The sequence below is a fragment of the Polynucleobacter necessarius genome (assembly GCF_900095195.1).
Classification (GTDB): domain Bacteria; phylum Pseudomonadota; class Gammaproteobacteria; order Burkholderiales; family Burkholderiaceae; genus Polynucleobacter; species Polynucleobacter necessarius_G.
In genome coordinates, this window is record NZ_LT606950.1 from 465,224 (window position 1) to 478,163 (window position 12,940).

The 12,940-nt window shown below is 46.3% G+C and carries 14 protein-coding genes, 1 tRNA gene and 3 pseudogenes; 12 read left to right on the forward strand and 6 right to left on the reverse strand.

Annotation, left to right across the window (positions count from 1 at the left end; translation table 11 throughout):
- The first annotated feature begins 67 nt into the window (after positions 1-67).
- A pseudogene (locus BQ1619_RS02575) lies at positions 68-2,059 on the forward strand (sodium-translocating pyrophosphatase).
- Between the two features lie 259 nt (positions 2,060-2,318).
- On the forward strand, positions 2,319-2,660 hold the full coding sequence (locus tag BQ1619_RS09565; protein ID WP_114662071.1) for a helix-turn-helix domain-containing protein: 342 nt from the start codon (positions 2,319-2,321) through the stop codon (positions 2,658-2,660).
- A 63-nt stretch (positions 2,661-2,723) separates the two neighbouring features.
- On the opposite strand, the gene trxB is transcribed toward BQ1619_RS09565, so the two are convergent.
- Positions 2,724-3,680: a thioredoxin-disulfide reductase gene (gene trxB / locus BQ1619_RS02590; protein ID WP_114662072.1), complete on the reverse strand. Its 957-nt coding sequence runs from the start codon at positions 3,678-3,680 to the stop codon at positions 2,724-2,726.
- Positions 3,681-3,755: 75 nt separating this feature from the next.
- Here trxB and BQ1619_RS02595 point away from each other — a divergent pair, with 75 nt between their 5' ends.
- From BQ1619_RS02595 to BQ1619_RS02615, 6 genes are all read left to right on the forward strand, one after another.
- Positions 3,756-6,032: a DNA translocase FtsK gene (locus BQ1619_RS02595; protein WP_415065897.1), complete on the forward strand. Its 2,277-nt coding sequence runs from the start codon at positions 3,756-3,758 to the stop codon at positions 6,030-6,032.
- Positions 6,033-6,041: 9 nt separating this feature from the next.
- A complete protein-coding gene (locus tag BQ1619_RS02600) occupies positions 6,042-6,737 on the forward strand; it encodes an outer membrane lipoprotein carrier protein LolA (protein ID WP_231968445.1) in 696 nt (231 codons plus the stop codon).
- A 26-nt stretch (positions 6,738-6,763) separates the two neighbouring features.
- Positions 6,764-8,086, forward strand: a complete 1,323-nt coding sequence (serS, locus tag BQ1619_RS02605) for a serine--tRNA ligase (protein WP_114662074.1) — start codon at positions 6,764-6,766, stop codon at positions 8,084-8,086.
- A gap of 23 nt (positions 8,087-8,109) precedes the next feature.
- Positions 8,110-8,250 carry a hypothetical protein gene (locus tag BQ1619_RS08605; RefSeq protein ID WP_162784580.1) on the forward strand — a complete coding sequence of 47 codons (141 nt, stop codon included), beginning with the start codon at positions 8,110-8,112 and terminating at the stop codon, positions 8,248-8,250.
- Positions 8,251-8,566: 316 nt separating this feature from the next.
- Positions 8,567-8,656 (forward strand) — tRNA-Ser (locus BQ1619_RS02610).
- A 25-nt stretch (positions 8,657-8,681) separates the two neighbouring features.
- Positions 8,682-8,948 carry a hypothetical protein gene (locus tag BQ1619_RS02615; protein ID WP_231968446.1) on the forward strand — a complete coding sequence of 89 codons (267 nt, stop codon included), beginning with the start codon at positions 8,682-8,684 and terminating at the stop codon, positions 8,946-8,948.
- Position 8,949: 1 nt separating this feature from the next.
- On the opposite strand, the gene BQ1619_RS08955 is transcribed toward BQ1619_RS02615, so the two are convergent.
- Together BQ1619_RS08955 and BQ1619_RS08960 are read right to left on the reverse strand one after the other, a co-directional pair.
- Positions 8,950-9,366 (reverse strand): hypothetical protein, encoded by a 417-nt coding sequence (locus tag BQ1619_RS08955; protein WP_197711828.1) that lies wholly within the window; start codon positions 9,364-9,366, stop codon positions 8,950-8,952.
- 207 nt (positions 9,367-9,573) lie between these two features.
- Positions 9,574-9,780, reverse strand: a pseudogene (locus tag BQ1619_RS08960) (histone); the annotation flags it as partial.
- Positions 9,781-10,013: 233 nt separating this feature from the next.
- On the opposite strand from BQ1619_RS08960, the gene BQ1619_RS02625 reads away from it, so the two are divergent.
- A complete protein-coding gene (locus BQ1619_RS02625; RefSeq protein WP_114662075.1) occupies positions 10,014-10,232 on the forward strand; it encodes a YdcH family protein in 219 nt (72 codons plus the stop codon).
- A gap of 8 nt (positions 10,233-10,240) precedes the next feature.
- Here BQ1619_RS02625 and BQ1619_RS02630 read toward each other — a convergent pair.
- Positions 10,241-10,564: pseudogene (locus tag BQ1619_RS02630) on the reverse strand (zinc ribbon domain-containing protein YjdM); the annotation flags it as partial.
- A 55-nt stretch (positions 10,565-10,619) separates the two neighbouring features.
- Here BQ1619_RS02630 and BQ1619_RS02635 point away from each other — a divergent pair.
- On the forward strand, positions 10,620-11,249 hold the full coding sequence (locus tag BQ1619_RS02635) for an AsmA family protein (protein ID WP_114662077.1): 630 nt from the start codon (positions 10,620-10,622) through the stop codon (positions 11,247-11,249).
- A gap of 40 nt (positions 11,250-11,289) precedes the next feature.
- On the opposite strand, the gene BQ1619_RS02640 is transcribed toward BQ1619_RS02635, so the two are convergent.
- A complete protein-coding gene (locus BQ1619_RS02640; RefSeq protein ID WP_114662079.1) occupies positions 11,290-11,565 on the reverse strand; it encodes a hypothetical protein in 276 nt (91 codons plus the stop codon).
- Here BQ1619_RS02640 and BQ1619_RS02645 point away from each other — a divergent pair.
- Positions 11,557-12,114, forward strand: a complete 558-nt coding sequence (locus BQ1619_RS02645; RefSeq protein WP_114662081.1) for an AsmA family protein — start codon at positions 11,557-11,559, stop codon at positions 12,112-12,114. The two genes, BQ1619_RS02640 and BQ1619_RS02645, sit on opposite strands and share 9 nt — an antisense overlap.
- A 135-nt stretch (positions 12,115-12,249) precedes the next feature.
- A complete protein-coding gene (locus BQ1619_RS02650) occupies positions 12,250-12,441 on the forward strand; it encodes a hypothetical protein (protein WP_114662083.1) in 192 nt (63 codons plus the stop codon).
- Here BQ1619_RS02650 and BQ1619_RS02655 read toward each other — a convergent pair.
- Positions 12,438-12,788 (reverse strand): phage holin family protein, encoded by a 351-nt coding sequence (locus BQ1619_RS02655; protein ID WP_114662085.1) that lies wholly within the window; start codon positions 12,786-12,788, stop codon positions 12,438-12,440. The two genes, BQ1619_RS02650 and BQ1619_RS02655, sit on opposite strands and share 4 nt — an antisense overlap.
- Between the last annotated feature and the right edge of the window lie 152 nt (positions 12,789-12,940).

The window sequence follows — 12,940 nt, forward strand, 5'->3', positions numbered from 1 at the left end:
CAGAAACCAGGTCTACCTAAGCGCTAGTAATACAAAACAATAAAGGTCAACTTTAGGGAGTTCAAGCATGAGTAATGTCACTTTAGGCTTGTATTTTGCCTTGGCGTGCGGTGTCCTGGCCGTGATTTACGGTTTTGTGATGCGCGGCTGGATTTTGAAGCAAAGTACCGGCAACGCCAAAATGCAAGAGATTGCAGAGGCGATTCAGCAGGGCGCGGCCGCTTATCTGTCGCGTCAATATAAAACGATTGCAGTTGTCGGCGTGGTTCTGATCATTCTGATGGCGCTCTTCTTGGATTTCGCCACTGCGATTGGATTTGTGGTTGGTGCAGTTCTCTCGGGCGCCTGTGGATTTATTGGCATGAATGTTTCGGTACGCGCCAACGTTCGTACTGCTGAAGCAGCCACTAAAGGCATGAATGAAGCGCTCAATGTGGCATTCAAAGGCTGGGCTATTACCGGTATGTTGGTAGTTGGTCTTGGTCTCTTGGGTGTTGGCTTGTTCTTTGTGTTCCTGGTCTCCATTGGTGCAGGACAAGACCTCTCTTCTGTACTGCATCCATTAATTGGTTTGGCATTCGGATCCTCATTGATTTCCATCTTTGCTCGTTTGGGTGGCGGCATCTTTACCAAGGGTGCTGACGTTGGTGCTGACCTGGTTGGCAAGGTAGAGGCAGGTATTCCAGAAGATGATCCGCGCAATCCCGCGGTGATTGCCGATAACGTTGGCGATAACGTGGGTGACTGTGCAGGTATGGCGGCTGACTTATTTGAAACGTATGCAGTGACCTTAATTGCAACTATGGTGCTAGGTTCACTGATGGTGGCCGGCGCTCCAGTAGCTGCGATCATTTATCCATTAGTACTTGGCGGTGTATCGATCATTGCATCGATTGTGGGATGTTCGTTCGTGAAGGCAACGCCCGGCATGAAGAATGTAATGCCTGCTTTGTATAAGGGCCTCATCATTGCTGGTGTCTTGTCACTCATCGCGTTCTACTTTGTCACGAATTTTGTGATGCCAGATGATGCTTTGGGTATTCTAGGTAGTCAGTGGCGTTTATTTGGCGCGACAGTTGTCGGACTCTTGCTGACTGCAGCATTGGTTTGGATTGCCGAGTACTACACTGGTACCCAGTTCAAGCCAGTTCAACATATTGCTGAGGCCTCTACTAAGAGTCATGGCACGAACATCATCGCAGGCTTGGGTATTTCTATGAAATCTACTGCCTATCCAGTGATCTTTGTGTGTATCACAATCTTTGCTGCCTACTGGTTGGCCGGTTTGTACGGTATTGCAGTTGCTGCAACCTCCATGTTGTCAATGGCAGGTATCGTGGTGGTACTCGATGCTTACGGACCCATTACAGATAATGCAGGCGGTATTGCAGAGATGGCAGGATTGCCACAAGCTGTACGCGATATTACCGATCCATTAGATGCAGTTGGCAATACCACCAAAGCAGTGACCAAGAGGGTTATGCCATTGGCTCGGCTGGTCTGGCATCTTTGGTGCTCTTCGCTGACTATACCCATGCTCTTGAAGGCATTGGTCAACAGATCTCGTTTGATCTCTCAAACATATGGTCATCATCGGTCTCTTTATTGGCGGCATGATCCCCTATTTGTTTGGTGCGATGGCTATGGAGGCTGTGGGTCGTTGCGCAGGTGCTGTGGTGGAAGAAGTGCGTCGCCAGTTCCGCGATATTCCGGGAATCATGCAGGGTACTGCAAAGCCTGAATATGGCAAAGCTGTTGACATGCTGACCTCTGCTGCAATTAAAGAGATGATCGTTCCCTCATTGTTACCAGTCATTGCGCCAATCGTAGTGGGTTTATTACTTGGACCTGCTGCATTAGGCGGCTTATTAATGGGCACTATCATCACGGGATTATTTGTAGCGATCTCGATGTGTACAGGTGGTGGCGCTTGGGATAACGCTAAGATGTAGGCGATCCCTACAAAGACACTGCTGGTCCCGCTGTTAATCCGCTTATGAAGATCATTAACATCGTGGCGTTGCTCATCGCGCCACTCTTGCTAGTGATCTCACATTAAGCATTGTGTAATTGCTGCAGCAGTAACAATCAAAAACGCCTAGCAATGCTAGGCGTTTTTGTTGATGTGAAGCGCTTGACAATGGGTAGTTCATTGAACTACTATTGAGTCAATGAATTTTGAATGGGATTTGGCTAAAAGTAACGCATGCCAAATTTCCCGAAATTTCGATTTTGCATTGTAGTTGTTTTTACCAAAAGACAAAATGCCATTCGAATTATTTCGGCCAGAAGAGCTAACAGTAGGGAGGTCAAGCGTTATGAAAAAAATTGTGCGGGTAAAAGTTGATCTAAATAACCCTAAAAGCTTCCCCAAAGGCTTTGTGAATAAAAAGTTGCTTGATGAAACTACTGAACGCCTTATTCGCCAGCATCAAAAAGAGGATGATGCCGAGGCAATGCAGGATGCGGCAAAGTATGCAAAACGTGTGCGTGAGCGCATTGGATTATCCCAACAGGAATTCTCAAATCGAATTGAGGTATCCCTCGAAACCATTCGCAATTGGGAGCAAGGTAAACGTTGTCCAACTGGCGCTGCTAAGGCTTTATTAAAGATTCTAGATCGCGCCCCTGAGGTTGCTCTCCTAGCTTTGGGTATTTAAGTAGGCACAAACAGAAACGCCTAGCATTGCTAGGCGTTTTTTTATTAACTACTCTTAACTAACTTATTCAAGAGTTTCTAAATACCGTTGCGCATCTAATGCAGCCATACACCCTGTGCCCGCGCTGGTAATCGCTTGGCGGTAGATGTGATCTTGCACATCGCCAGCCGCAAATACGCCTGGGATATTGGTGGCGGTGGCATTACCTTCAAGGCCAGAATGCGTCTTGATGTAGCCGTTATTCATATCTAACTGACCTACAAAGAGTTCGGTATTAGGTTTGTGACCAATTGCAATGAACGCACCCGTTACTGCAATCTCTTCGGTGCTGCTATCGTATTTCTTAATGCGCACACCCGTAACACCCTTGTCGTCACCAAGCACTTCATCCAGCATCGCATTTAACTTGAGCTCGACTTTTCCTTCGGCTACTTTTGCCATTAAGCGATCATTCAAAATTGGCTCGGCGCGAAATTTATCGCGACGATGTATCACGGTAACTTTTTTTGCAATACCCGTGAGATAAAGCGCCTTTTCAACTGCGGTATTGCCGCCACCGACAACGCAAACATCTTGATTGCGATAGAAGAAGCCATCGCAAGTTGCGCAACCAGAAACACCGTGACCCATAAATGCCTCTTCACTTGGTAGGCCAATGTATTGTGCGGAAGCGCCCGTGCAAATGATTAGTGCATCGCAGGTGTAGGTGCCAGAGTCCCCAACTAAGCGGATCGGTTTTTCGGTAAGCGCAGCAGTGTGGATATGGTCGAAAATGATCTCAGTATTGAGATACTCGGCATGCTTCAAAAAGCGCGCCATGAGCTCAGGTCCTTGAACGCCTTCTGGGTCGGCTGGCCAGTTTTCAACGTCGGTCGTGGTCATTAATTGCCCCCCTTGAACCAAGCCGGTTATGAGGGTAGGATTTAAATTGGCTCGGGCAGCGTAGACGGCTGCGGTATAGCCCGCAGGGCCGGATCCGAGAATGAGAACTTTGGAGTGTTTTGGGGTATTTGTAGTCATACCCAAATTATAGATTTGCTTGTTTACAATCAGCAGAACATGGCGAGAACCGTATATCCGAAGTCCAAGGCTTCAATGAGCCCCCAGCCACCCGACAGCAACGGGCAGGGCCGGATACCCCGCCTCCTCTTGGAAGCCCGGTGGTTCATCTCTTTGGGCTTGTGCTTGGGCCTATTTGCCATTTTGCTGACCTATTCCAAGTCTGATCCAGCCTGGTCTCATGCCAGTTTTGAGGCTCCCAAGAATCTTGGGGGTCGTTTTGGCGCTTATTTAGCAGACTTAATGCTGTATATCTTTGGGATCTCTGCATTTTGGTGGGTAGCGTTGTTTGGTCGCCGAGTCTTGCAGGGTTGGCGTGAGCTTTGGAGCGTTCCGCTTCCACCCGATCCTGAAGCGAAGCCGGATTCATTATCGGTTCGCTGGCTTGGCTTTGGATTGACCCTAGTCTGCAGTATGGGCCTTGAGTCCATTCGTTTGCATACACTGTTCTGGCAACCTCCTAGACCGCCTGGAGGCATTCTGGGTGAGCTCATTGGCGATCCGTTGCAAATGTCCTTGGGATTCACTGGCGCAACACTTGTTCTACTTTTTGGTCTGTGCGCAGGGCTCTCCCTGTTTTTGCATTTTTCGTGGCTCGACGTTGTAGAAAAAGTTGGGCGTTTTTTAGAGGTCAGCTTTCTGCGTATTCGCGAGCGTCGCGATAGCGAGGAAGATCGCAAGCTTGGTGAAGCGGCTGCTGAAGAGCGCGAAGAATTTGTTGAGGAGATTCGTGGGCGTGTTGAGGTTGCCGCGCCCGTACAAATTGTGCGTGCGCCAATTGAGATTCCCAAGAGTGCTCGTGTTGAGCGCGAAAAACAACAACCGTTCTTTGTGGATATTCCCGATTCAGAATTGCCACCATTAGCATTGCTTGATCCAGTTCCTGAAGCTAAAGAAACGATTTCTGCTGATGTCCTGGAATTTACCTCTCGCTTAATTGAACGCAAGTTAGCCGAGTTTGGCGTTCAGGTCACTGTGATTGCGGCTTACCCAGGCCCTGTGGTTATTCGCTATGAGATTGATCCAGCCGTTGGTGTAAAGGGCAGTCAGATTGTTAATCTCTCGCGAGACTTAGCGCGCTCTTTGGGCGTGGTGAGCATGCGTGTGGTTGAAACCATTCCCGGTAAAACCTGCATGGCTTTGGAATTACCAAACCCCACACGTCAATCTGTTTACTTATCTGAGATTCTGACTTCGCAGGTCTACAACGACAACCACTCCTTGTTGACTCTGGCATTGGGTAAAGATATTTCGGGTAGCCCAATGGTCGCAGATTTGGCGAAGATGCCGCACTGTTTGGTAGCGGGTACTACTGGTGCAGGTAAATCGGTAGGTATCAATGCCATGATCCTGTCATTACTCTTTAAGGCGAAGCCTGATGAAGTGCGCTTGATCATGATTGATCCGAAGATGCTAGAGATGGCAATCTACGACAAGATTCCGCATTTGCTTTGCCCCGTCGTAACCGACATGAAGCAAGCGTATAACGCGCTGAATTGGGCAGTAAACGAGATGGAGCGTCGTTATAAGCTCATGAGTAAGTTTGGTGTTCGTAATCTTGCTGGCTTTAATAAAAAGATTCTGGAAGCAGAAGAGCGTGGCGAAAAGCTCACTAATCCATTTAGCTTGACCCCAGAGGATCCAGAGCCAATCTACAAGGCACCAGTCATCGTGATCGTGATTGATGAGCTGGCTGACCTGATGATGGTCTCTGGCAAGAAGATTGAAGAATTGATTGCGCGCATCGCGCAAAAAGCACGTGCCGCAGGAATTCATTTGGTGCTGGCAACGCAACGTCCGAGTGTGGATGTGATTACGGGCCTGATTAAGGCGAACGTACCAACCCGTATTTCGTTCCAAGTCAGTAGCAAGATTGATAGCCGAACCATTTTGGATCAGCAGGGCGCAGAAGCGTTACTCGGTATGGGCGATATGTTGTACATGGCGCCTGGAACTGGACTGCCAGTTCGCGTTCACGGGGCATTTGTATCGGATGATGAAGTGCATCGTGTCGTTGAGTGGCTCAAGGAGAGGGGCGAGGCCAATTATATTGATGGCGTTCTTGAAGGCGCTGATGAGTCTAACGTCGATGCTTTAACGGGTGAGGGTGGTGGTGAAGCCGACCCTCTGTATGACCAAGCGGTGGCGCTTGTTCTAGAAAACAAGCGCCCATCGATTTCTTTGGTTCAGAGACACTTGCGCATTGGATATAACCGTGCAGCGCGACTGTTAGAAGATATGGAAAAGGCTGGTTTAGTGTCTAAGATGGGTAATGGCGGGAACCGCGAGATTTTGCATCGCTCCTCTGAGTAAGGTTTGATTTTGCAACGACATATTTCTGCAGCAATTATTCAAATTGCTATCGGTATCACTAGCATCCTCTTCTCAGGAGCTGCTATTTCTCAGAGCGAGAGTGGTTCTGAGCAACTACGCAATTTTGTTCGCAATTCCAAAACGGCTGAGGGTGATTTTGTGCAGCAACAATTGCGCGCTCCTAAAGCAATTGAACCTCAAGACAAAGGTTTAAAAGTGGTTCGCCAAACTCAAGGGCATTTTGTCTTTCAACGTCCTGGCCGCTTTGTATGGGACACCCAAAAACCCTATGAACAAAAACTAATTGCCAACGGCAGTCAACTTATTTTGTGGGATAAAGATTTAAATCAAGCGACGTTTCGTCCAGCGGGTCAAGCCATTGCCTCAACTCCTGCGGCGTTTCTCTTTGGAGAAACATCGCTAGACCGGCATTTTCAATTGGTAGATGGCGAGGAGCGTTTGGGTATGAAATGGGTAGCCCTCGTTCCCAAAGCTGATCCCAACGCCAAGAAGCAAAGTGATCTGCCCTATACCAAGATATCGATTGGAATGAGCAACGGTCTGCCCAAAGCACTTGAATTGATGGATGGCTTAGGAAGCGTTGTTTTGGTAACTCTTGAAAAGATTCAAATCAACGTCAATCTGCCTGCCAATCGTTTTAATTTCACGCCGCCTGTCGGCGCTGAAGTCTTGCGCTTAAACTAGAGCCTATCTCCCTTTCTGAGCAATATATGATTGATCCGCAATTACTTCGTAAAGATATCGCCGCAGTTGCAGCGCGTTTGGCTACTCGTAAATTTCAATTGGATGTTGAAAAATTCAACACGCTGGAATCAGAACGAAAGTCGTTGCAAACGCGTACAGAAGAGTTGCAGGCTAAACGCAACCAATTGTCTAAAGCAATTGGGATGAAGAAGGGCAAAGGTGAAGATGCTTCTGCAGAAATGGCAGAAGTTGCCCAAGTAAATAGCGATATGGAATCTGGCGCGGTACGACTGAGTACCCTACAAGCTGAGATTACTGATTTCTTAATGGGTATTCCCAATTTGCCGGATGAGTCAGTACCTACTGGTAAAGATGAGACCGAGAATCAAGAAATAAAACGCTGGGGCGAGCAGCCAATATTTGATTTTGAAATTAAAGATCATGTGGATCTTGGTGGTCCACTAGGTTTAGATTTTGAAGTGGCCGCCAAAATAAGTGGCTCACGCTTTGTGGTATTAAAAGGACTCATTGCTCGATTACATCGTGCTTTAGCGCAGTTTATGATTGATACGCATGCTAGCCACCATGGCTATCAAGAAGTTTATGCGCCCTATATGGTGAATGCCGCTTCCATGCGTGGAACTGGGCAATTGCCGAAGTTTGAGGAAGACCTTTTCAAGGTTCCCCGTCAAATGGGTGGTGAAGCGCAGTCAGACAATGCGGGTGGCGAGGCGAATACCGAAAACTTTTACCTCATTCCAACCGCAGAAGTGCCAGTAACCAATTTAGTCAGGGATGAGATCGTGAATGCGGATTCACTTCCCTTAAAGTTTGTTGCACATACACCGTGTTTTCGTTCCGAAGCGGGAAGCTATGGGCGGGATGTGCGCGGGATGATTCGCCAACACCAGTTTGATAAAGTTGAGTTGGTGCAAATTACAAAGCCTGACAACTCGATGCAAGCGCTAGAGGAATTAACAGGTCACGCAGAAAGAATCCTTGAGTTACTCGAGTTGCCATACAGAAAAGTATTGCTCTGTACTGGCGACATGGGCTCTGGTAGTACTAAGACCTATGACCTCGAGGTTTGGGTGCCATCGCAACATGCTTATCGTGAGATAAGTTCATGCTCAAGCATGGGGGATTTCCAAGCACGTCGTATGCAAGCAAGATTTAAAGCGGGCCAAGGGAAGCCAGAGTTAGTTCACACCTTAAATGGTTCGGGATTGGCCGTCGGTAGAGCCTTAGTGGCCTTGATCGAGAATAAACAGCAAGTTGATGGCAGTGTTGCGATTTCGAAGGCATTACAACCCTATTTGGGTGGCTTGGGAGTGCTCAAACCCATTTAATTTTGATTGGTAGACTTTCTGAAATGAATCGACTCTTCAGCAATCTCATTTGGGTTAGCGCCATCATGATTGCTCAAGACGTTTTTGCTATCGAGAAAACCTATCGATGCGAGGTTCTGAGTGACGCTTATATTAAAACTAACGGAGAGCTAGCCGTTATTTAGGATAGCCCTAGAGTCGGTCAAGAATTTGCGGTGTTCAAAAGAACTGGCGAGGTGATTGGAGATGTGATTGACTCTCTAAAAACCCGAAGATAATTGCCTCTGGCAGTAGCAGTAACGCATACAAAGTTATTTGGGTGCAAAAGTCTGCTGGTAAAAATGGTGCATTTGTTGATTATCTAAGTATCGAAGAGTTTGTATCCAGCAGTAAAAAGCCCTTTGGGTTTTTTCTGGTGGACTGTTAATGACTGGCGTTTGCCAGCAATAGCAGGCATTATTATTTCCAGCAGGTTTAAAGTTGTATAAGCCTGTAGGCATCGGAGAGGTGGCAGAGTGGTTGAATGTACCGCACTCGAAATGCGGCGTAGGATAAAACCTATCGAGGGTTCGAATCCCTCCCTCTCCGCCAAATGCTATTTAATTCAGATAAATTCATGATGAAGATCGATCGTTTATTGTGCTCTAGCGCCATCATTTTGACTGCTGCCGCATGTTCAACGCCGCCCAGTCAGTTTGGGATGTATCAGCAATCGGATGGAACCGTTGGCGTACATGCGCCAAAGGATGCCAAGGAAAGCGAAGCTCAGGAAGTGGCAACCGCTGAGTGCAAGAAGCTTGGAAAAAGAACGGCAACGATTATGGATAGTCGAAAAACAGTCAATGACCGCTTTCCGATGACTTACAACTATTTGTGCCGCTAATTTAACTCAGCAACCATTTCTTGATGGACTTGTTCACGCACATAGCATCTAGGGCAAGACCAAAAAATTCAGAACCGTTCGTGACCATGCTTTCAATGGCCTCGACTTTTCCAGATTTGATGCCTCTTAAATAGGTGGCGACGCGATAGCGCAAGAAGTGCTCTGTTTCACCATCTTCATTTTCAGTGGTGCAAAGTTCTAGACTGCCGTAGCGGGTTTCAGGATTGATATTCAGAGTCGATAGACTCAATGTGCCTACGAGTTTCTCTGGGACAGGAATGGGCACATAGGAGTAGAGGGAGATCAACATTTCTTCTTCATCGACCTCAATGATGTGATCGATATCTAATACATCTTGCTCGGTGAGTTCGGTTTCTCCAGAATCACCACCTCCAAAGGTGGATTCAAACTGCAACATTGCAGTATTGCTACCTTAGGAAATTTCAATCATGTTTGGATAGCCTAATAAACCTTTCCACCAATACATTAGTGAAAATGTGCAGGGGTTGACCTCAACCAAGCCTTTGCTAGTGGATTTTGCGAAGTAGAGACCATAAACTCATCATCCTTTTCCAAGCCGTATTGATCGACTTTAGGCGACTTTGTTGCCCCCTTTTTTTAGTTACTTTTTAGCGGCTGGTTTCTTCGTGATTACCTTTTTGGTAACGACTTTCTTGGCAGCAGGTTTTTTGGCCGCCACCTTCTTGGTAGCAGGTTTAGATGCCTTTTTAGCTAATGACTTTCCAGATGGTTTTTTGGCAGACACTTTTTTGACCGCTTTTACTGCTTTAGTAGCTATTTTCTTTTTTACTGCTGACTTTTTGGTAGCCATAGTTCAATCCTTTATGAGGTGATTCTTGATGGTGATGCTCAGTACTTACCGTATTACTGCAAATTGTTTGCAAAATGATTAAATCAGCCTGAGGTCAACCATGCTAATTACCAGAGTAAAAATAGGGTTGAATGGAAATATAAATTTTTTTGAATGTATTGTTCTTGGTAATTCAGGTTGCTACACTGTAACTGGGCAGTATTGATTAACTTAATTCCATAAAGAGAGATTTCATGTTTCCCGAATATCGCGACTTAATTACCAAATTAAAAACAACGGATCGTCATTTTTCACATTTGTTTGATAAGCACAATAATTTGGATGCCAAGATCTTGCGCATGGAGGGTCACCAGGAGCCGAGCACTCCAGAGGAAATCGAAACCCTCAAGAAAGAAAAACTATTGCTTAAAGACCAGATTTATGCAGTACTTAAGAAAGCAAGCGCAACCTAGATAAGTTACTAAGCTTTCTTCAAGAAGCAGGCTTTGAGCAGCATATTGCCTGCTTCTGTTTTGTAGTCGACCTCATGATCGCCTGACACAAGGCGAATTCCTTTGATTTTGGTGCCGACTTTAAGGGTAGTTGATGAGCCTTTTACCTTTAGGTCTTTTATAAGGGAAACAGTATCACCATCACTCAAAAGATTGCCGTTGGCATCTTTAACAATTAACCCTATCTCTTCCTCAGAGATAGCCTGCATCGGCCATTCATGGCCACATTGGGCGCAAACATAATTGTCCCCATCGGGATAAGTCATATCTTCCTGGCAGGAAGGGCATTTTGGGAAATTTTCGGTGCTCGTTGCCCCATTTTAATCTAGCCATTTAGAATCAAGGTAAATGAAAAGAGTAATTAAAGTTTGCCTATATGCATTGCTGCCTTTGGTGCTGGTCGCTCTACTTGCAGTCTGGTATATATCTACATCGATTAAGCCAGATCAATTAACCCAATTGATTGGCTCTACTGTTAAATCCGCCACAGGCCGTGACCTGAAAATTGCTGGCCCTGTGAGCCTGCGGCTCTTTCCTTCGATTGGTATTACTGCACAGCAGGTTTCTCTGAGTAATGCTCCTTGGTCAGCCAATTCAGAAATGCTTAACGTAAAGCGAATGGAGTTCGATATTGAGCTGCTGCCTTTGTTAAGAGGGGTGGTAGCGTTCAATACTATCAACTTTACCGGAGTGGATGCTTTGCTTCAAACCAACAAGGCAGGAGAGGGTAATTGGAATTTTGATTCTTCGCAAACGTCGAATCTAGGTCCAGCCATTGCTTCACAATCTGTTGACAGCGCAACTTCTGCTCAAACGGATTCATTGCGTATTCAGAACATCAATGTGGCGGATGCAAGAATTCAATACCATGCCTATGGATCTTCTCCCAAGCTGTTTCAAGCCTCTAGCTGTCCTTATCTGGCGGAAGTAATAAAAACAGTATTTCGGGGCAAGTCCAGTATGAAAACTATCAGTTAGGTATTAAAGCGAAAACGGGCAATCTACAAGAGATTTTGAATCAATGGGATGTGCGTCCTGTCAAAATGCCTGTCCAACTCAATCTCTCTGTGAATGGAAAGGTTTTGCAGGTTGATGGAGAGACTGATAAAAGGCCAAACATTGAGCCAAGCTTTAGCCTGCAGATACAGTCAAAATCGTTTGAATTTGCACCCTTGGCAGGGTCGGCTGTGATTGCGGCATCAAGCCCCTCTAATAAGTCCAGCTCAGTAGCAATACCATCATCAGTAAATTTTTCTTTAGCGATGACGTGCTGCCGTTTGAAGTAATGCCTCAAGCAAAGGGTACGCTATCTGTTGATATAGATGAGCTGGGTATCTCAGGGCAATTACCAGTTACGGGCTTAAAAGGCAAATTTGTATTTAATGGCTCAAATATTGGTGTGAGCGCCCTCAGGTTTGGGGTTGGCAATAAAGGTGCTGTCGAGATTCAAGAAAATCTCTCAGAATTGCAAAGTGCCAATTCGACAGTATCGCTAAAAGGCATTGCCCAGGGATTTACTCTGGAACAGCTGATGGACATCCTGGGTTCGTCGGCAAAAGTCAAAGGAGGGGCCACTGAAATTGCATTGAACTTGCGTAGCTCTGGCATCTCATTGCATCAATTGCCAGGAAAAGCAAATGGAGCAGTGCGAATTGCGATTGCCGAAGGCGTATTGGATGCAAGCATTGTGAATGCAGGTGGCGATTTATTGAGTACGGTTGTGAATGCCGTTAATCCGATGCGAAAACGAGCTGACCAAACGACTTTGGAGTGTGCGGTAGCCTATTTACCGTTGAATAACGGCGAAATTATTTTGAATAATTCATTTGGCGTAGTTCACTGATCGTCTGAATATGACGATGTCAGGCTCGGTTGACTTAAAAACAGAATTTCTCAATATTAAGATCGACCTAAGAGTCGGTCGGGTTTAACAACGGGCGTCAATCTTGGTGGTTTAGTGCAGTTGTAGGGAACCTTAATGAACCCACAGGTAGGACTTAACAAAGAGGGTGTCGTCAATAGTGCCGTATCGATTGGATTGGGAATATTGACGGGCGGTGCAACTGTTTTAGCTGAAAACGCGAAGTCGTTGGCGACCAAGAATACGGTTCAGCCTTGTAAAACCGCACTGCACTCTTGGTCGGATATCTATCCTGGTGTAAAGAATTAGAAAACTAAGCCGCTGACAAACAGGCTGAATAGTGAAATAAAAATGCTGGCAAAAAAAGCGGTCCAAAAGCTGGATACCGTGAAGCCTGATACTAGTGCGCCAACAAGCATCAACACCAACGCATTTACCACTAACAGAAAAAGCCCCATGGTGACTACTGTTAGGGGTAGCGTGAACAGGATCAGCAGGGGTTTGACTACAGCATTCGCAAAGCCCAGAACCAAGGCCGCAATCAATAAGGAGCCACCATCTGCAAATTTAATGCCGCTGAAGATATAACTGGCCACCCAGAGCGAAAGGGATGTTAAGCTCCACTGGACCAGAAATAGCGTTAAGTTGTTCATGATGGGATCATCAAAATGATTAATAGCAAAGATGATTAACGGCGCATTCAGAATACGATAGCGCTTCTATGGTAACAGCCGATTAATAGTGCGGTGGGATTTCATCTTTGAGGCTGGTGGCGCCATGCCCGCCAGAGCTGGCCTGTTCTTTCGTT